Source organism: Neobacillus soli NBRC 102451 (assembly GCF_001591665.1).
Lineage (GTDB): Bacteria > Bacillota > Bacilli > Bacillales > Cytobacillaceae > Neobacillus > Neobacillus soli.
Map to the genome: position 1 here is coordinate 1 of NZ_BCVI01000020.1, position 18251 is coordinate 18251.

The 18251-nt window shown below is 33.3% G+C and carries 19 protein-coding genes and 1 pseudogene; 1 reads left to right on the top strand and 19 read right to left on the bottom strand.

The features are described from left to right. Nucleotides 1-409: 409 nt before the first annotated feature. The 12 genes and pseudogenes from BSO02S_RS26275 to BSO02S_RS27510 form a co-directional block, all read right to left on the bottom strand. A pseudogene (locus BSO02S_RS26275) lies at nt 410-781 on the bottom strand (recombinase family protein); the annotation flags it as partial. Nucleotides 782-883: 102 nt separating this feature from the next. Continuing rightward, nucleotides 884-1741 (bottom strand): HNH endonuclease, encoded by an 858-nt coding sequence (locus tag BSO02S_RS08325; RefSeq protein ID WP_066065262.1) that lies wholly within the window; start codon nt 1739-1741, stop codon nt 884-886. Between the two features lie 168 nt (nt 1742-1909). Beyond that, complete coding sequence (locus tag BSO02S_RS08330) at nt 1910-2512, bottom strand: putative endonuclease domain-containing protein (RefSeq protein WP_066065265.1); 603 nt, start codon at nt 2510-2512, stop codon at nt 1910-1912. A gap of 39 nt (nt 2513-2551) precedes the next feature. Next, on the bottom strand, nt 2552-2773 hold the full coding sequence (locus BSO02S_RS26280) for a hypothetical protein (protein WP_439951377.1): 222 nt from the start codon (nt 2771-2773) through the stop codon (nt 2552-2554). Nucleotides 2774-2892: 119 nt separating this feature from the next. Continuing rightward, on the bottom strand, nt 2893-3324 hold the full coding sequence (locus BSO02S_RS08335) for a GIY-YIG nuclease family protein (protein WP_066065267.1): 432 nt from the start codon (nt 3322-3324) through the stop codon (nt 2893-2895). Beyond that, a complete protein-coding gene (locus BSO02S_RS27920) occupies nt 3321-4805 on the bottom strand; it encodes an HNH endonuclease (protein ID WP_066065270.1) in 1485 nt (494 codons plus the stop codon). Before BSO02S_RS27920 ends, BSO02S_RS08335 begins: the two co-directional genes overlap by 4 nt. A 22-nt stretch (nt 4806-4827) precedes the next feature. Beyond that, a complete protein-coding gene (locus BSO02S_RS08345; protein ID WP_235846892.1) occupies nt 4828-5169 on the bottom strand; it encodes a DUF6884 domain-containing protein in 342 nt (113 codons plus the stop codon). Nucleotides 5170-5363: 194 nt separating this feature from the next. Further along, nucleotides 5364-5987: a lasso peptide biosynthesis protein gene (locus tag BSO02S_RS08350; protein ID WP_066065271.1), complete on the bottom strand. Its 624-nt coding sequence runs from the start codon at nt 5985-5987 to the stop codon at nt 5364-5366. 271 nt (nt 5988-6258) lie between these two features. After that, the gene (locus BSO02S_RS08355) at nt 6259-7269 is read right to left on the bottom strand and encodes a hypothetical protein (RefSeq protein WP_066065274.1); all 1011 of its coding nucleotides are present in this window, start codon (nt 7267-7269) and stop codon (nt 6259-6261) included. 396 nt (nt 7270-7665) lie between these two features. Beyond that, on the bottom strand, nt 7666-8229 hold the full coding sequence (locus BSO02S_RS08360; protein WP_066065275.1) for a recombinase family protein: 564 nt from the start codon (nt 8227-8229) through the stop codon (nt 7666-7668). 633 nt (nt 8230-8862) lie between these two features. Then, nucleotides 8863-9225: a DUF6884 domain-containing protein gene (locus BSO02S_RS28445; protein ID WP_369691304.1), complete on the bottom strand. Its 363-nt coding sequence runs from the start codon at nt 9223-9225 to the stop codon at nt 8863-8865. Then, nucleotides 9171-9329, bottom strand: a complete 159-nt coding sequence (locus BSO02S_RS27510) for a hypothetical protein (protein ID WP_169802733.1) — start codon at nt 9327-9329, stop codon at nt 9171-9173. The genes BSO02S_RS28445 and BSO02S_RS27510 overlap by 55 nt, the downstream gene beginning before the upstream one ends. A gap of 198 nt (nt 9330-9527) precedes the next feature. Here BSO02S_RS27510 and BSO02S_RS08370 point away from each other — a divergent pair, with 198 nt between their 5' ends. Then, entirely contained in the window at nt 9528-10079 is a 552-nt protein-coding gene (locus tag BSO02S_RS08370) for a hypothetical protein (protein ID WP_066065279.1), read from the top strand. 325 nt (nt 10080-10404) lie between these two features. Here BSO02S_RS08370 and BSO02S_RS08375 read toward each other — a convergent pair whose 3' ends face one another. The 7 genes from BSO02S_RS08375 to BSO02S_RS08405 all read right to left on the bottom strand — a co-directional run bounded on the left by BSO02S_RS08375 (nt 10405) and on the right by BSO02S_RS08405 (nt 18021). Further along, a complete protein-coding gene (locus BSO02S_RS08375; RefSeq protein ID WP_066065282.1) occupies nt 10405-11619 on the bottom strand; it encodes a hypothetical protein in 1215 nt (404 codons plus the stop codon). A gap of 1204 nt (nt 11620-12823) precedes the next feature. After that, nucleotides 12824-13507, bottom strand: a complete 684-nt coding sequence (locus tag BSO02S_RS08380; RefSeq protein WP_066065283.1) for a GIY-YIG nuclease family protein — start codon at nt 13505-13507, stop codon at nt 12824-12826. A 48-nt stretch (nt 13508-13555) separates the two neighbouring features. Then, a complete protein-coding gene (locus BSO02S_RS08385) occupies nt 13556-14287 on the bottom strand; it encodes a ribonuclease H family protein (protein ID WP_066065284.1) in 732 nt (243 codons plus the stop codon). A 364-nt stretch (nt 14288-14651) separates the two neighbouring features. Further along, nucleotides 14652-15590: a tyrosine-type recombinase/integrase gene (locus BSO02S_RS08390; RefSeq protein WP_235846893.1), complete on the bottom strand. Its 939-nt coding sequence runs from the start codon at nt 15588-15590 to the stop codon at nt 14652-14654. 218 nt (nt 15591-15808) lie between these two features. Beyond that, nucleotides 15809-16033 (bottom strand): YneF family protein, encoded by a 225-nt coding sequence (locus BSO02S_RS08395; RefSeq protein WP_066065287.1) that lies wholly within the window; start codon nt 16031-16033, stop codon nt 15809-15811. Nucleotides 16034-16106: 73 nt separating this feature from the next. Further along, the gene (sirA, locus tag BSO02S_RS08400; RefSeq protein WP_066065290.1) at nt 16107-16547 is read right to left on the bottom strand and encodes a sporulation inhibitor of replication protein SirA; all 441 of its coding nucleotides are present in this window, start codon (nt 16545-16547) and stop codon (nt 16107-16109) included. 196 nt (nt 16548-16743) lie between these two features. Next, entirely contained in the window at nt 16744-18021 is a 1278-nt protein-coding gene (locus BSO02S_RS08405) for a M48 family metallopeptidase (RefSeq protein ID WP_066065293.1), read from the bottom strand. Nucleotides 18022-18251 lie beyond the last annotated feature (230 nt).

The following is an 18251-nucleotide window of genomic DNA, read 5'->3' on the forward strand; positions in this document are numbered from 1 at the left end:
TGTGATTTTGCTTAATTTATCCTCCAAGTGTTTCTTCGAATCATTTGACACATATACTCCTCCTTTAAAGAATACCGCATAAATCTATATAATTATCCATCTACCATTATCTCATTTTCCATATCCATATTATAGCAATCTATTGATCAACAGCTATAGAAAAATCCTTAATATGTTCCTGTGATAGAATTATCATAAAAATCTACAACCATTAAGGGATTACTGCCCCCATTAATATCCCCTTCTGTCATTTAAAGCCTGTATAGTGATTCTAATTCTTTTTCGTTTCGGATTTTCTGTGGCGTGTGAATGAGGGTACATGGAGCGTATGATCCATTTCATTTGACTAAAAAAGTGGAAAATATGCCGCCAATCCTCAACATAAAGAAAAGACCCCATAGAGGATCTTTTAACTCGCTTCATATTCCTTGACCTTGCGATAGAATGTAGCCTTAGTCACTTTTGATTTCTTCATTGCTTCAACTGCTGAGATTTCTTCTGCTTTCCATTGTTTATAAGCCTGCTCAAATTCAGCTGTAATAGAGGTTCTTATGTCTTCCTAGGTGTTGTCCCTGTGCCTTAGCTGCAGCTATGCCTTCAGCTTGACGAGTTTTTATCTTAGTTCTTTCTTCCTCTGCAACCCATGATAGACTTGTAAAACCAAATCAGCCACAAAGGAACGGATTCAATCATTGTATTTCCGTGTATCTAATAGTGGCATATCAATTACAACTATATGTGCTTTGTTGTTCTGTGTTATATCTTTCCACTCATTTAGAATCATCCCAAGTTTACCTTTTGATATCCAAAGAATGAATTATTATATGTAGAGAACATTCACATAAATTTGAGAGTATTTTTCAGAAGACGGTATTTTTTGATATTATTCTAAGTTCCAAAAAGGGACGTTTACTCCACTTGTTGCTGTAGACCTATTCCCTTTTTCCTCATTACAGTTGCGGCAAAGAATTTGTAGATTAGTAACATCATTATTCCCAAACAAACTTATAGGAACAATGTGGTCTATCGCTTGTTTAATACCAAGATTCCTTAATCCAGATATATCTTTTCGACAAATAACACACGTACCTTTATCACGATAAAAAATAGCATCTTCTAACCAAGTAGGCCAATAAGTTGCCCTTTTCAATTTCTTAGTATCTGTAACATCTTCTGGATACTGCTCGCTTATCCAGTTACAATTCTTCTTTAGGATTTCACTGAACCTTAAATGAAAATCATGAAGAAACATACGATTTTGCATAATGATTTGGAATGCAGAATGTATAATAAGGTCATTTATTTTTTGAAGGTTAGAAGAAACTAGTTGCTCTAATTCTTGTATCTTTTTGTTATTTTCTTCTGTTATCTTTGTAATAAATTCTCCTTCGTCTAATTCCAATCGGAAATATTCAGTATTGTAACGTATCGGTTCATACTCTCTGGGAAGCACCTCTGCTTCGTGCAATAAGTAAATCATTTCGTTAATATAATCTACATTATCTAGGTTTTTTTTTGCCATATCTAATTCACAATCTACATAAACGTAATATTGTAACCACATGTGTATGATAGTTCTTCTATGCGGTTTAATAAGAACTGGCATTATTTTTTCTTTATCCCAATTCCAAAAGTCCTCCAAGGATACTTCGCTTTCTTCATCCTCCCTATAAAAACTTGAAATTACTTTTGCTGCAGTTTCTGTGGCTAAAGTATAAGAAATATATTCATGTTTATGCACTATCATTTCTCCTTAATTGATAACCCCATTTTAATTAGACTCACACATACCAATTTATCAACCTAGAATCGCACTCTCCAATAAATCATTCTTATTTTCGGGAGCATTAACTAGTAAAATCAAAATATTATTATGTTTTCATATAATGTTAATTCAAATTGCTATTATTTAATATTTAATAATTTCTTTTGGTAGTAGGCGCTTTACTACATCTTCACCCAACGTATCAATTTCAGTATTTAAAATATGAATTGTCTGGATACCTGCATGCTGAAGTTTTCTATCTTTAATAATATGATTATACGCAATATTTTCCCCTTCTATGTGACTTGGACTATCACCATCTATTTCTACTATAATAATTTGTCTTCCATTCCAAAATAAAAAATCAATACGATTGCTTCTGTCACTAACAAAAGTATTTTCATCCTCTGTTAGCGGGTCTTTAAAATATAAATGTGCTTGAGGAATTGGCAAAAGCGCATCATACCTATTATAACAATCAAAATAATATTCCAAAAATAGTTTTTCCTTGTCAGTTTCACATTTACTAAGAAGATATAGCTTAATCTTTTCAATATCTGATTGATTAATTTCATTATCCTCTGCAATCACTTTTGAAGTAGTAATACTATTTATATCCTGCACAGTGAGTGGAGGAGTTTTTGATTTATCTAAATAAAAGCAAGGTACTTCACTTTCAAAGTAAGTTGCCCTATCGTCCACACCTATTATTTTAATTTTGTTTATCCCATTTTGTATTAAATCCATAAGGTATTATTAATCTATTATCCAATTTAAATCTTAGTGTCATAACTTTCTATCCCCTCTATTTGGTTTCAAAATATCTTCAGTATTATTTCTAAATTCGTTTGTACAATCATCATTAAAAAGGATTTTCTTAGTTTCATTGATATTTAAAAAAATCTTTGTTTCGGCATCCAACCTATCCGAAATCAAAATTGTTCCTTCATCAGTAAAACTAATAAATCCCTTTTCAAACAACGCATCATGATTCGCACAAAGCAGCAGTCCATTATTAACATCTAACCGCTCATGATGATTAGATTCACTCTAAGGCCTTATATGGCTTGCTACTAGGAATCGCTCATCCGAAACTCATTTTAACAATTACAATAAATGAACCAATCTTAAATTGCCCTCCATTTCTTATACTTTGGCTTCAGCAAATAAGAAAGTAAATGTTCTACCAATTCCCTTTCTTCTTTCTCTTCAATTTCCAACCAGAATATAGTCAGCGTACCTTGATTATCTTGAAAAAAAGCATCCCTTCTTCTAATCGAATTTCCTTTCGATAACTTGCTATAGTGACTTTTTAATCTTGTTTTTAGCGGATTTCCTTTACCAACATAAAGGATTACTGCTGCTGCATTCTTATATACATAAATCCCTTTTCTGTCTTTCACATTTGATTCAATTATTTTTAAATTCATTTGTTTTTCTTGATCACTATTCGGTCTTACTTGTGTAAACTTAAATGAATTCCACAACATCGTAGTTAAAGGATAGTACCCTTGATTTTCTAATAATTTTTCAATTTCTTCTTTAATATCCCTTTTCATAAATTACTTCCCATGATTAATATTGACTTTAATTCCTCAATCGTTAAAACATCATCTTTCCTTCTATGTATCATTCTGTGGCAGTTCGAGCAAACAGGTACAAGGTCTGTTTCAGGATTTATAACCACTTCTTCTTGAATAGTGCTGAGTGGTTTTATGTGATGAATTTCAATGAAATCCTTACCTCGTTCTCCATAAACCTTCTCGAAGTTAAATCCACAGCCTGCACAATTCAGCCCATGAATCCTAATAGCTTTTGCTCGATTTACGGGATTCCGCTCATAACGCTTACCATAATAATAGCTAGTTGCCCCATCCCTGTGATATTCTTCTCCTTCAGATTCCTCAGAATCAATATCCTTTATCGATGTCTCTAAGAAAGCACTGTTATACTCTTTAAACAAGCCAGCCAAAATATCTTTAGAATCCTCCTTTTGCCAAGGATTTGCATTTGGTCTATCCTGTTTGTAATGAACCATAGTAACATCTTCAATTGCTACAACAGAATTTAATTGATGTAATAACTTAATTCCCTCTCTTTTTGCTTCTGTTAATATATTCTTAGATTTCTCACTTTGGACTTCCTTCTGTTTTACAAGCTTAGAATCTTCCAGTATATATACTATGTACTTATAATGGCTTAGTTGTAAATTCCAAAGTGGAGAAAATTTTACAACTAATATGTAATACTTAGTTTCATTCCCAATTACATATTCCTTATTATTTAAGTCTCTATTAAATACTGTATAATCGAAACTCTTTGTATTAGATTTATTGATATCCCCTTGTTTGTCATCTTCTGGGGGTGCTATAGGTTCTTTGTCATCTTCCAAACCCTCAATTAAATATTTTTTTCGGATTCCCTCTATATTCAGTCGTTCAAGACAATCAACTATCATTTTAAAGTCATTTTCATGTTGTTCTAGGACACCTATTGCCTCCTGCACATCGTAATCACTAAATATTCCTTTATGTTTATCCTTTAATCCAATAAAGTGTAGTATTCCCATCGCTTGATAACCCTTACTCTCATCAGGATTCAAACCAATAATATGCTCATCAAGCCAGCGGTGAGTTCTAGAATTAAAAAGATATTCATAGACAATAGAATCACGGATTTGGTCAGGGTAACTGTTATATTCCCGTGGGCGATTTACAGGTTCAAGTTCTGGAACGCTATAAAAGTAACTTTCATCATATTGAGATTTATTATTATTATTATTATTATTTTCAACAATGGTAAAACCAAGGTTTCTAAGAAACTTATTTGTTTCAAACCCTCCATTAAACAATGTAGAAGAATATTCTTCACCATTCGCAAAAATGTTTGCAATTGAAATAACATATTTAGGTGGATAGTATTTACCTTCATATAAAAGATTGAACCTTGTCGATTCCCGTCTTTCTGGTACTCCTTCTCTTTCAATCTTTTGTAAGGCCTTTTTTATATGATCAGTGTTTATATTTTTTGGTATTGGCATTAAATGGACACCTCAATTTTGATTACTTTAGATGGGTTGTATAATAACTTAATTTTTCTCCTATCCCTTTTCCTTGAAGCGGTACATTACAGATAATATCCTTTTCTTCTAGAACAGGAATTAAGTATTCCCTATACTTGACTCCAGCATAAAAGTCAATTTGTTTTAAATTCAATTGTAAACTGTCTATCTGCCTTAGAACTGACTCTGACCATGTTTTACGTTCTGATGCTCTCATATTATTAAGTGTAATATCGTATGGCTCAATTACATCGTGTTGTATTAATAGTCCGTATTTTGCTGATAAAACAAAACAATCGTCATAACCTTTCTGCTCAATGAATTTAACTGCTTTCTTAAACAAAGTTGATTCTTGTTATATCTCTCCCGTTATGCAAGGACAATTAGCTTTTAATTTGGTTCAACCAGTTCATCTCCGTCAAGTGTATAGGAATATTATACCATGTGATAGATAGAAAAAAAGAGTAGCAGAATGACATTGCTACTCTAAACAAAACTAATATAACCCTTTTAAAAAGCTGTTATATTGAATAAATCTTAATCCCCTGATAATTTTAATATTCTCTTTTTATCTTTATATGTTTCTCTCAATTCTTCGATTGTTTTATTTTTCAATATTCTTTTACCTATCCTAAAGATATCCTTCCATAGATAATCTTCTCCTTTAGGATGTCCATCTAAATAATCTGAAACACTCAAATTATAGGTATTTTGAGCAACTTTATCATTTATTCGAAGTTTATCATTTATACCATATTTTCTAGTAGTTTTCTTGTTATTATCTAAATCAATTCCAGCAAATACAGGTGGTTGTCCTTCCATATAGTGCGGAAACATAATAGCTATATCATAGACCTGATCATCAATTTCCACCCATGAATGGCTAAAAATTGAAGGAAACGATGTATCTTTTACATCTCCGATCATCAGCTCACAATTTACATTTTGTTCTTGTAGCAAAATATACATTGCAGCAGAAAAGAAATGACAACCTCCTGCCATTGGATTTTTGGAGAAAAAATCTAGCATTATATTATATGTATTCTTAATTTCTTTATCTTTCTCATTAGTTAATTCTATATCTTCGACTACCACTTTGGCTTTAGTAGCAACTTGAACAAATGATTTTGTACGCAAACGATCTTTCATTGTAATAACCATGCTAAGTGATGCTCCTTTAAATTCGATTTGATTTAAATACTATTAGAACCACTTGTATGAATCTTAATTTAAAATCCTGTTAATATCGTTTTAGTTCATTTCCTCTTAAAGCCATTTCACACATTAATTTCCAGTTTCGGAGTGGAAATTAAGTAAAGTCGGAATGAGCGGGTGATTAGGTAGATACATTTCTCTAGACGTACATGGATAATTAGCTTTTAATTTAGTACAACTGACTAATGCAATTTTCAATATCTAATCTACTCCTTTTTTAAACGTCCCAGTTCCTTATTTCTTCTAATAATTGTTTTGCATAATCAATATCCGCCCTCCACATCAAATGAAGTCTTCCTTTATTTTCTTTAAAATGTTCTGCAAGTTCTTTTAGCTTTTGTTTTTGTTTTACATTGTTATATGGGAAATACCTATTTACATCATAGTATTCTATCTCCCCATATCTGGATTTATAAAAGGCAAGCCTTTTAATATCTATATGGACATAATCAAATCCTAAATCATCTGACATGGTTGCTATGGCTAATTCATTCAATATGAAATAGCCAATCAATTGCAGATTGTCCTTTTTAGCCAAAGTATGGTCTTTTGTGGTTTTAAAATCATATAGAGTTCCATCAATAAATATATCCGCATCTGCTCCACTGACTAGTGCTGAACCTACGCCAAATCTAGGATTGAAAACTACTTCACTTTTTTTGCTTATTATCTCAGGAATCATAAATTTCTCTTCAAATACAGCCAATAAAGTATCTAGATCATTGATTACTTCTTCAGGAGCTGGGTCAAAAAGGAGATAATCAACATTTATATTTTCTTTTTTAACTCCATTCCTTACTATTTGTTCTAATTTCGCCAAATGAACAGCTATTTCCAACAGATTTGTAATTGACATTGAACTATCATTAATACACTCTAATATTTTATCTACCCATGTTATATAAAAGAGTTCGGAGTTTTTATGATCATTAGGAAATCCTAATTTCTCAAAACCATTAGTAGCTACCCATCCTTGTATTACATCTTCTCTTTTTAAAAATTGTGCAATTCTAAACCTTGCTAAATAATCAAATGCTGTTCCTACTAATGAAGATAAGAATTGTGGATTTGGTAACATATTTGGAACAAGAATACAATATTCATCCGAGAATGGGTTCTTCTTACTTAATGTATAGTAATCTTCTTTGTTTGGTTCAATTGATAAAAGTATTTCTTTAAATTCTTTATCTCTTTTGGTTTTTCCATTAATTTTGCTGGTTAAAGACATTCTACATACCTCTTTCTAACTCATTATTAGCAAAAGTATAATTATCCTTTAATTTTGTACTACTTATAGTCCTAATCTTCATAAACAGCCTACTTATTAAATAACTTTATAGGAAAATCATACCATAGAAATATTAGGTTTTTGAAGCTACATAAAAAGAGCAGCAATATTTATTTGCTTCGTATGGATTTGATGGTCTTTCCACTCCACAACATTCTGTTTTACAATTGCTTCTTCCGCCGTTTAAATGTTTATTTTCTTCTTCGTTTCGGGTTATTCGTGACGTGTGGATTAGGGTACATAGGGTATATCCCTACTTCGAACCCCATGAAAATGTGGAAATATGCCCCCCCGTATCAAAGCAAATAAAAAGAGACTCCTTGGTTCGGAAGTCTCTTATAATTGCTTTGCTTCTAGTTCATTCTTTCTGTTAATCAGTGTTCGCTTCTTTATGCCAGTCATTTCTTCAACTTCTTTGTATGTATGAGTCTTAAGCAATTCTAATGCGTGTAGTACTTGTTGCTTAGAGTGTTTTCTTGGTCTACCTTCTCTGAAATCATCTCGTTGCTTAGCCAATGCCTTACCTTCTTGAGTACGTTCTACAATCATATCCCGTTCAAACTCTGCGAATGAACTTAATATGTTGAAAATCAGCCTTCCAGTTGGGGTGTTTTCTACTAGTCCCATATTTAGTATGTGAACCTTTACACCTCTTGCAAATAGAGACTTAACTGTTTGAATACCTTCAACAGCTGACCTCGCAAATCTATCCAGCTTTGTTACAACTAATGTGTCCCCTTCTTGTAATGCTTCAAGCACCTTGTTGAACTCTGGTCTATCTGTTTTAGTACCAGTGAACTTCTCCTTATATATAACCTCGCAACCTTCCGCTTGTAATGCTTGAATTTGAACCTCTAAATCTTGTGCTATTGTTGATACCCTTGCATATCCATATTTCATGTTATATCCTCACTTTTCATCACTCACTTATTACACTAAGTTAATGCACCTCACGAAGCCTATTGTAGCAAGGATGTTAAAATGGTGCAATAACTTTCAAGTATTTGCACTGCAGGGTAAACTGCACAACCTTGTCCAAGTATTAGGTTACATATTGCTTCATAGTGATTCGTCTCGAACAACATCAGTTTATATCTATATGTTCAATCACTTTACAGTATTAAATTAAAGCGAATACTTGAGTCGTGTCGGCAATTTACAGGATACCAGTGTGTGGCTTAGCATGGTTTCTGAGATCACTAACAAACTTACCTAAAAACCCCTTCTCTAAATTCAGTCATAAGAAAACAGAGTATCCCTATTAAACATATAGTAGATTATGTATCCTTTTAATACGCAACCAAGAACAACCATTTTGCTTTTTGTTAGAGTTACTCTTTCGTGGATCGATAACACATAATATTAACTTCTATGTCCATTGAATGTGAAACTAATGAATGTTTTGGAATTCTCAGGTATTTTTGTTTTACATAGTGTATGTTTAAAGAGGAAGGGAGGCTTTTTATGGTAAAAAGGAAAATTACAACCTCATTGTGAAGTTTGTCGTAAACCATTTAAAAGAAATGATTTAGTTTACACTGAAACCATGTTTACACAAATACAACATGCTAAATGTTTTATATATAAACACGACTTTATAAAAGATAGGGAACTTATGAAGAAATAGTTATAAATATCCTGAATACGAAAAGTAGTTATTTGTTTAAAATCAGGAATTAAGTATAGTCGATATTTTTCTCCAGCATAAAAATCTATTTCAGTTATGTCCAATTGCATATTTTGTACTTGCCTTAGAACTAACTCTGACCATGTTTTACGTTCTGCTGCTTTCATATTATTTAGTGTTAATTCGTATGGCTCAATTACATCTTGTTGTCTTATCAGTCCGTACTTTGCAGATAAAACATACCACTCATCATAACCTTGTTGCTCAATGCATTGGACAGCTTTTTTAAACATGTGGACTTTTGATACATTTCACTTGCACTGCATCGTTGATAAGCTTTGGATTTTGTACAACTAAGAAATGCAATTTTCATAATTAGCCTGCTCCCTATAACTTTATATAGGTAAATCATACCATATTGGTAGTATGTTTATGAAAGTTAATTAAAAAGGAGAAATATTTCAAACCCTAAGAAGTTTTCGGAATATGAAATTATTCCAAGAAAAGGTTCAGAAGTAATAGGTTTATATTTTATAATAACTATAAAAACATATAGGAGAGAAAAGATTATATGGGAATAACTGAAATACTGTCTTTAGTTACTGTATTAATAGCATCATTTATTAGCGGGAAAACTTTGTTGTCTAAATCAGATTTGGAACAAGTATTTCTTACTCATGAGCAGAAGATAAAATTGTATTACATTAAATTATTAGGTTTATCAAGCCTAATTGGATTTCTTGGTGGTGACCTTTATATTCTATGGAATTTAACGTTAAATAAAAAGACAGCAGAAACAGCTAACTGGAATTTTGCAATAGCTTTATCATTTGTTATTTTCATCTGTTGTTTGTTTACTCTTGGAACAGTTGAAAAAGTGATTCAAAATTTTATCATCCAATCTCATTATAAGTATAAAATAAGCCTTGAGATTGGTGATGTATATATCTTAAGGATGATGAATGAACAACTATGTATATGTTCAAAAGATCCTAATGCGGATTTTTTAAGGAATGATACTGAATCCATTCTCGTAAAAGTGGAAGATTTAATAGAAAAACCATTGATTAGAGAAAAGCATCAGATACCGAGTAGGTCGTTTTGGCAAAGAATTTTGGATTAGGAATATGTCTTGAACAATCATATATCAGCATCTTGGGTAACAGAGTTTAAAGTAAGATTAAGATATCTTTCTTTTCCCACTATCAAACATTTAGAGGAAATATGAAAAGGGCTGCACTCAGCAGTCCCTTCTTAAAATAAAGCTCACGCTTGTTTAAGTACATATATCACAAATTTAAATACTTGTCGTAAATGTAAATAAATGACGATTTTTATTAGTTGTGAAAGTGGCTTGATTTCCAATCCATTATTTACCCCGCACGAATATACGTAAAAGGGAGCGCCTCAAATGAGAGACACTCCTGTAATTATTATTTATTAATTATTCATTTCAGAAATCCATCGAATGGCTTGGAACTGTGCATTTGATTAGTTCTCTTTGATTCTTTAGAAATCTCAAATTCAATACTATCAATTTCAATTTTGGTTGTGGCGGCTTCTTCTACTACATTAGGTTTTGATTTAAAACAACTAATACATTTAAAATGCTTTAATAACAAATCCCACATCGGAACATATTGCTTCATAATTTTTAAACACTTAATCCTATTTGAATCAGACATGTTAGAGATGCTCTTTTCTCGATCTTTAGCAAGTTTTAATGAATGCTTACTTTGCATATCCTTGTACACCTGAGTCATGATGAAGGCACTTTCCTCAGTTAAACTGTATTTGAAGTCCAGTTCTCCCTTCTGTTGCAATCTATTGAGGTAGTCTAACACCCCTAAATCACTATCTTGTAGTAAGCAAAAATGAGCATCATAGTAAAATAACAAGTTCAATTGTTCCCTTAATTGCTCACCAAATTCCTTATTGAAAGCCTTAACCTCTTTCATATTGGTCTTGAATAAATCTCTTCCTTTAAGTTCATGTTCATTGAGGAGAATTCGTCTTAATTCAGCTATGGACCTAATCTCTTGCCTTGTTAGTTTTCTGTGTTTATTTTTGGTTGTACAGCCCCATACTTCCTTCTGATATATAATTACTTTTGCTTTAGCCAACTTATTAAAGACAGATACAAGACTTGATTTAATATGCTTAAGGTAAATTTTAATAAACTCCTCTAGCATATCAATATCCATTTTGTTTTTGTTATAATCTTGGTTCGCCTGACTGAACAGCTCTTGTATTTTTTCTAAATGAACATCTTTATCACCGTATAATGCACCAGTTAGACTTCTATCAATGATACCCAGTTCGGTAAGCCACTTATTTGCACTCATAGGACTTACCTTATTATTCATCTGATTAAGATAGCTAGTAACAAGCGAGTTCAATTCAAACTCACCTACTAATTGTCCTTGACCATTGTTAGAGCGATTATCGGGTAGCACAAGCTTTTTTGAACGTTTTCCACTGCATGTGATAATCCGCTTTGAGCCTCTTCCTTCAACTGTGTAGGATTCCCACTCTGTCTCAACTGATTTGATAAGGAGAGTAAATTCTTTTCCAGAAAGATTCCCATTCTTCTTGAATGATCGTTTTTGAGCTTCACTTCCATACTTCTTAACTAATTGTGCTAATGTAAATACTTTTGACAAAATGATTACCTTTTCTAATGGCTAAGTTTAGCTATTGTTAGCAGCCATCTTGTTCAACTCCTTTATGGTTTTATGCTATAAAAATGAAGCTATGATGTTGGATTACCGTATACTTTTATTGATGATTCCCCATCTAAAAACTGTACCGAATCGACCTATTAAGATAAAGACCTTAGTACCCCGATTCGGTACAGCTTTTTGTCCTTGATTCGATAGTTTTTTATTGATGAATGAAGGTATAAGAACCATCCAAAACGTGCATCAAAACTCAGCAATCACTTTTTTGAATGGTCAAGGGCATTCGCTTCGCTCACAAAGATTTGGGTCAGTCGCAAAGCTCCTTCGTTCCCTTCGGTCACTCGCCACCTAAAGGTGACGACCCTCATATAAACATTCGATTTGCTTACGCAGGATTCTCCAAAGTTCCCTCCTTGCTATTGATTTACTAATTTGATTTGTTTTTCGCTTCTCTTTAGAAACACAAAAAAGGAGCGAGGTTACATGCACCTATCTCGTTAGAAAGCACACTTAACCCTGTCCAAAATAGGCATACATCAGCCTATCCTATGAGTGATCATAGGAAAAACAGTATAAGTGTGCCTCCTAATGAGGCGGTTGCATGTAAACTCACTCCTTACATAGTTTATTATTCGTTCAATTATTAACTCTTACATTATAATACTATTCATTTTGCAATACAACCGACTGACAGAAATTACATCTATTTACCATATTTAAGTGTCTTTCTAACACTTCCTAGTAATACTTAAGTAGATTGTATCGAGATTAGTAATAAAAACACTGAGGATTGCGTATTATTTTGACAATAATATAGCAAAATATCTGTCTCGTATCGGGATTTTTTGTTACCATTTCGTGTGAATTGGGGTGCTTTGAAGCTTCAATTCTTTCTACTTGGTTGTCATCTAAATTCTTCAATAATGTCAGCTAACCAAATTTTCTTATTCAGCTTCATCTGTGCCTAATGAAAAGTAGAATATAGTTTATTGAATAACCGCTTCTATTCATCAAAATTGTAAAAGTAATCGGATTAATTCTCAACCTTTTAATAATAAGAACGGTTAATTGCTAGGATGGAGCTAGATTCAAAAACTTGGTCTTTGAAGCAAATTTAATGATCTTTTACAGATGCATCTGTATTGCCAATAAACATAGTCCCACCCATAAATCAGAATTTGATTTATTATACCTTTTTCATTTGTTCTAATTGTTTTTTTCTCTCCAATCTCCTTAAGCGTGGAGGAAGTTCGTACTCTTCTTCAATAATAAGATTTAGCATTTCCTCAGGTAAATTACGCTTTAAAATATGTTGCATATCTTCTTCTGTTAGCTCAAAGAACTCAGTGCTTAATCCTTCCTTAATTCTTTGTTTGTAAAAGTAACGGTGAAACAACGTTTCCAAACAATGTGCATTTTTTGACTTTATTGTGTGTATTATTTCAACTGGAATAGACGGAACAAACATCATTTCGCCTATGCGTTTCCTTGGATCTTTAGCACATCCTATTTTCACTGCATTTCCATGATACTCTTTTAAAAAGTAAACATAACCTACTTTTTTAAGAGATGTTTCCTGCTCTGATTTTTCATAAGTTTTTCTAAAGGAGTTCATCTCCCTCTCTCTAATGATGCGGTCTTGCTTCTCTTTTACAGCATTATAGACTTCATCCGGAAGGCTTATCAATTTTAGCAGTTCCCGTACTACTTTCGTTGTTAACTCCTTTGTAGCCATTTCTCCCTCAGACTCTATGAAATTCATCATTGTATCATTGTCTACTTTCAGTCTTGCATATTTTTCCTGACCCAATAGAGGTTTGTTATATTTATCAATAAATTCTTCCCACTCAAATCTTTTCTTCCTGCTCATCATAATCCCCCTATTTTTTCTTCTTTCTATAAAGTTAGTTTGTTGTAGTTAAAATATTCCTTGAAAATCATTTTTAATCTTTAAAATTTTCACTAATCTCCTCTTCTTTCTCGCCACTCTCCAATGACTACCAACCTGCACATAATTAACCTTAGTAATCTTTACAATGGTATCTCCATGAACCTTAATTCTTTTATTATGTAACTGAAACACCGTAAATCCGTCCAAATCTTCTACAAGGTCAGCTACCCATATTTTCTTATTTAGCTTCATTTGTGCCTCATGAAAGGTAGCAAATGTCTTATTGAATAATCGCCTATATTCTTCAAATGCAGATAATTGTAAGAATAGGTCTGGATAACCTTCTACTCGTTTATAATACGTACGGTCAATACCTAGGAGGGGGCTAGATTCAAAAAATTGGTCTTTATAGCATATCTTATGAGCCACATTTAGTTTTCTTGGTATTACTTGAGTTCGAATTTGTAGATTTCTAAGCGTCTTCTTCGTATCCTTGGATAAATATTTGTGAATTTGCCTCCCTTTCTTTTTAAGTTGGTTCTTAACACCATTTGAATCTAAAAGGATTAATCCATTTTTCATGTTGTAATATCTTAGAAAAGATAGTAATTCCTTGATCGCTAATGCTTCTGCAATGTTATTATCCGATTCATTAACTACAATCCGTCTACGTATTATGCTTTGGTCTTCAAAGACAATTACGAACGCAAGATACGCTTTCATGTTTTTGACTGACGCATCCGAATATCCAATAAACATGAATTCACCTTCTCCAACAATCAATAATTTAGATTTTTTCTTTTATTATCTTAAAACAATTATATTTACTCGTCAAATAATTCTGATAATAAATAAAACCATTGCAATATAAGCTTTTTTATTTTTTTATACAAGGGAATACTGCTTAAACAAAAGTATTGCAATATAGAATAATCATATAAATAAAAAGAGAACATTCATTTGACTGCTCCCTTCAATTCCTTCTGTTGCTGCTAAATATTCTTTCACACTATCCTACAAATCAATACCTAAGACATCCCCATTTGGCTCAAATTCTATTCTCTCGTAAAGTAGACCAATTATCCCCTTGTTAGGAGGAATGCTCACAGTTGTGTGGCATGTATCAGACCTTTAAATTCTTTCCAAAATTCATTAATGGACTAATATCAATACCTCTCTGAATCAATGTCCTATCATCCAATGACCTAAGGTAGGATTGACTAGTAGAGACAGAGGAATGCCCTAGAAGCCTTGAAAGCGTATATAGATCTTTACCATATAACAAAGCATTTACAGCGTAGTAGTGCCTAAATGTGTGTGGTGAAACCCTTGCATCTTTAACATCGGCTCTCTTCCCTGCTTCCCTAACGATGTTCCATAATGCAGTGTGGGAGATTTCACCACCAGTATAGTTCAAGAAATAATTATCTGCAGTTGATGCAAAACCTTTAAAATATTTTTCTTTGTGTCTTTCAAATTTGATTAAGAATTTCTTCAATGCAGGAGTGATTGGAACATTTCGTTCTTTATTACCTTTACCCATGATCACTATATTATCTTTGTCAATAAGTGTTTTGACCTTGAAGGTACGAATTTCTATGGCTCTAAGTCCAGTGTCGGCAAGCATGGCAATGATAGCCTTGTTCCGTGCCTCTAAATACGTCTTAGTGCCAAATGAATCAATCATTGCCTTTACTTCATCATCAGTGAATCCTTTAAGCATGAGTTTGGGCTGTTTCGGTCTTTCTACCTTGTCCATTGGATTTTCTTTTAGATACCCTTCACCAACACACCAGTTAAAGAAAGCATTGACTGCCTTCAAGGTTGTAAGGATAGTCTGAGGTTTATTCCCCCTGTGTTGTTTGGCTCTGAAATAAGCCTTTAAATCAACCACAGCAATATCTTTTAAAAGCTTATCATCAGTTCCCCTTTTCTTGGTTATGAAGTTGGACAAGAATTTATATTCCTGTCTCTTATTTTTCATTGTTTTGGCAGTGTAGCCGCTAGCCTGACAGTGAACTAAATACTCGTCCATTGCATCAAGAAACTTAATTTCATTCATAATAAAAAGCCACCTTTTCTGTTGAATTTTTGGTTAATCCTTCATCAGAAAATGTGACTTATTGGTATAAATATCAAAATGAGTAAGAAGGTTTAAGCATTTTTTTACGGTTTTTCTGGGAAGGTTTCAGAATAAGCGATTTTTTCCGTTTTCCTAACCCAAAAATCCGTTTCGAGTAAAATACTCAAACCCTTGATTTACATGAGTGCTTGTCCGTTTTATTTAGATTGCTGCTTGTTCATGGCTGCCATCATTTGGTTGATCTTCTTCTGTGATGGTTTTTGTCCCATTTGCATCATCATCATTTTTAACATTTGTTCATTAATTGGCGGATTTTTCTTCAAATAGCTCATCATATATTTGCGAGCAATGAAAAATCCTAGCGCTACACCAGCAGCTAATGCCAGTATACCAACTAGAATCGCAATTCCTGTTGTACCCATTAAACTTCCTCCTTCGTGTTGTCTACCATACAGTGTACTAAAAAAAACAGGATTAGACAATATCTGCTTTCAATTAGACAAATTTTCTTTCTTTTATCGGCTTTAACCAGCCATAGCGCTGATGGTCGAGGTCAAGCGCCAAAAAGGAAGATTCACATTTTCTTAGTACTTCGAAAAATGCGGTCTCTGCTTCATAGCTGCCCTCTGCATCTACAGTTATTAATTCTTGAAAAACCTCTAACTTTGCCGTACTTAGTTTTCCGCTTAATTCTATCGAGTATGTACCTTGCTCGGCCCTAAATCCCTTGATTTTCCCCAGCTGTTTCTGAATCAGCTGGTGGATTTTTAAAACCTCTACCCTTTTCGTTATATAGTAAATTTGCTTTTGCGTTATAAATTTTAGCTCACCGTTTGCTAATTGATGTTCCTGAAAAAGCTGATAAAACAATCGCTCTCTTCCGAAGTAATGGGCGGCAAATTCATCTTCTATTAAATATAGCTGATATTTTCTCACCACGGTTCTCTCCTTCGTTGATAACCCTTTTATCCATTATAAGAAAACACAAATGAAACATTTGTCTTACGGCGGCAAAAACTTTCACTATTTTTGTCGATTTAACAAGCTTTATCCAAATCTACTATGGACTTCGGCAGTTTGTTGAATAATCCTTTTAAAAGCATCCAAGTTCAAATTATTGTTAAAATTAACACTAATTAAGCCAATAATATCGATAATCCTCAACGGCAATCTTATGAATCGTTTCTTTCATCGCTTCAAGCTCTGCAAACATCTTTTTTGACTTCTCAGAATCAATCGTAAAAGTGCCAGGCAGGTTTTGTTTCTCAATAAATTGAATTCGAAAAGTAGTCGGCGGGTGGGTTGCATCCAATTGGAATTTCTCGCGCGCGCATTGTAATTTATACCTTTTTTTCTCCCGTTCTGGCATTAAGGATAGAGCTTTTCTAAATTCATCAATTACATTTGATTGTCCATCATCCAATGAAACTTTTGATAAACAGTGAAAATAAACACCACCATAATGAAGTTTCTCTAAGTCATTAGCAACAGCTAAACTGCCACATGTTTGAGCAGCGCGGTAATCAGCTAAATACTCCCCTATTTGCGACTTGTTCCAGATGAGATGCAGCAATAACCAATAGAAACAAAAAGGGACTTGTGCAAGAACTTTCATCAGGAAATTAGTCACCATATCTAGCAAGCTATACTCAAAGGTTTGCTCCGAAGGGACGGGATCTAATAGTGTATACCAATCATATATCGTATTAAGAGCAGTCCCGATATAAAAACCATAGGTTAAGTCTTTATTAATATAATGACCTAACTCGTGGGCCATGACTGAACATTGTTCTTCTGGGCTCAGTGCTGCAAAATAAGGGACCCCAATTATAACAATGGTTCGTCTCCTCCAGCCAATTTTCGTAATCGCGGCATTATAATTCTGATCAATAATAATCCCATCAATCTTTTTCAGGCCCATGCTGGCTGTGAGATCATCCATTACGGCATAGACAGCAGGGATCTCTTCTCTTGGGAGGATCCGTTCATCGTCCTCCAATTTACCAAAACGCGGCCGTGTAAACCAGGCAATCCCTATTAAAATAAGCCCAAAAAACAAGCAGGTAAAATGGCTATACTGAAAAGTTAATAGATACATCCCGAATGAAAAAGAAACGAAACTTAGAGTATGGACAATGGTGGCTATTATGAATGCCAACCCATTTACGAATGATATTTTCGGCTTTACATTGGGGCTGTTCATCATTTTATTAAAAACAACTTGACCACTTTTATTTCCTAAATGTTCATAAAGCCGATCTATTCGCGATTTCTTCTTATCGCCTTCAATTTTGGGATGCAAATTATACCCACATTCACACCACGTGATGTACCCACTATGAATAGGGATACTAGCTTTGCAATCCGGACACTCTTTAAACAATTCCTCTTCAACTTGATCTTGAATCATACTGTTCACCCAATGTTCACTCCAAAAAGTAAAAAATTTGTTTCTATTATAAATGCTAATCCTTTCTTTTTATATACTTTTTAGATAATTCCTACAATATTATTGGGTAAAGAGGGGCTCCTTTTATGTATTGGCTCTTTTTCGCGAGACATTGGCTCAAAAAATCTAATTTATGGCTCATTTTCTTTGAACTTTGGATGTTTTTCCACACTCCCCCAAATATTGCAATC

Coding starts and splice junctions, on each gene's coding strand:
- BSO02S_RS08330 (WP_066065265.1), bottom strand. CDS start 2,512: ATGGATTTAATACAAAATGGGATAAACAAAATTAAAATAATAGGTGTG.
- BSO02S_RS08370 (WP_066065279.1), top strand. CDS start 9,528: ATGGGAATAACTGAAATACTGTCTTTAGTTACTGTATTAATAGCATCA.
- BSO02S_RS08395 (WP_066065287.1), bottom strand. CDS start 16,033: ATGGGTACAACAGGAATTGCGATTCTAGTTGGTATACTGGCATTAGCT.
- BSO02S_RS08385 (WP_066065284.1), bottom strand. CDS start 14,287: ATGTTTATTGGATATTCGGATGCGTCAGTCAAAAACATGAAAGCGTAT.
- BSO02S_RS08405 (WP_066065293.1), bottom strand. CDS start 18,021: ATGATTCAAGATCAAGTTGAAGAGGAATTGTTTAAAGAGTGTCCGGAT.
- BSO02S_RS27920 (WP_066065270.1), bottom strand. CDS start 4,805: ATGCCAATACCAAAAAATATAAACACTGATCATATAAAAAAGGCCTTA.
- BSO02S_RS08360 (WP_066065275.1), bottom strand. CDS start 8,229: ATGAAATATGGATATGCAAGGGTATCAACAATAGCACAAGATTTAGAG.
- BSO02S_RS08355 (WP_066065274.1), bottom strand. CDS start 7,269: ATGTCTTTAACCAGCAAAATTAATGGAAAAACCAAAAGAGATAAAGAA.
- BSO02S_RS08335 (WP_066065267.1), bottom strand. CDS start 3,324: ATGAAAAGGGATATTAAAGAAGAAATTGAAAAATTATTAGAAAATCAA.
- BSO02S_RS08390 (WP_235846893.1), bottom strand. CDS start 15,590: ATGAATGAAATTAAGTTTCTTGATGCAATGGACGAGTATTTAGTTCAC.
- BSO02S_RS08350 (WP_066065271.1), bottom strand. CDS start 5,987: ATGGTTATTACAATGAAAGATCGTTTGCGTACAAAATCATTTGTTCAA.
- BSO02S_RS27510 (WP_169802733.1), bottom strand. CDS start 9,329: ATGAAAATTGCATTTCTTAGTTGTACAAAATCCAAAGCTTATCAACGA.
- BSO02S_RS08380 (WP_066065283.1), bottom strand. CDS start 13,507: ATGAGCAGGAAGAAAAGATTTGAGTGGGAAGAATTTATTGATAAATAT.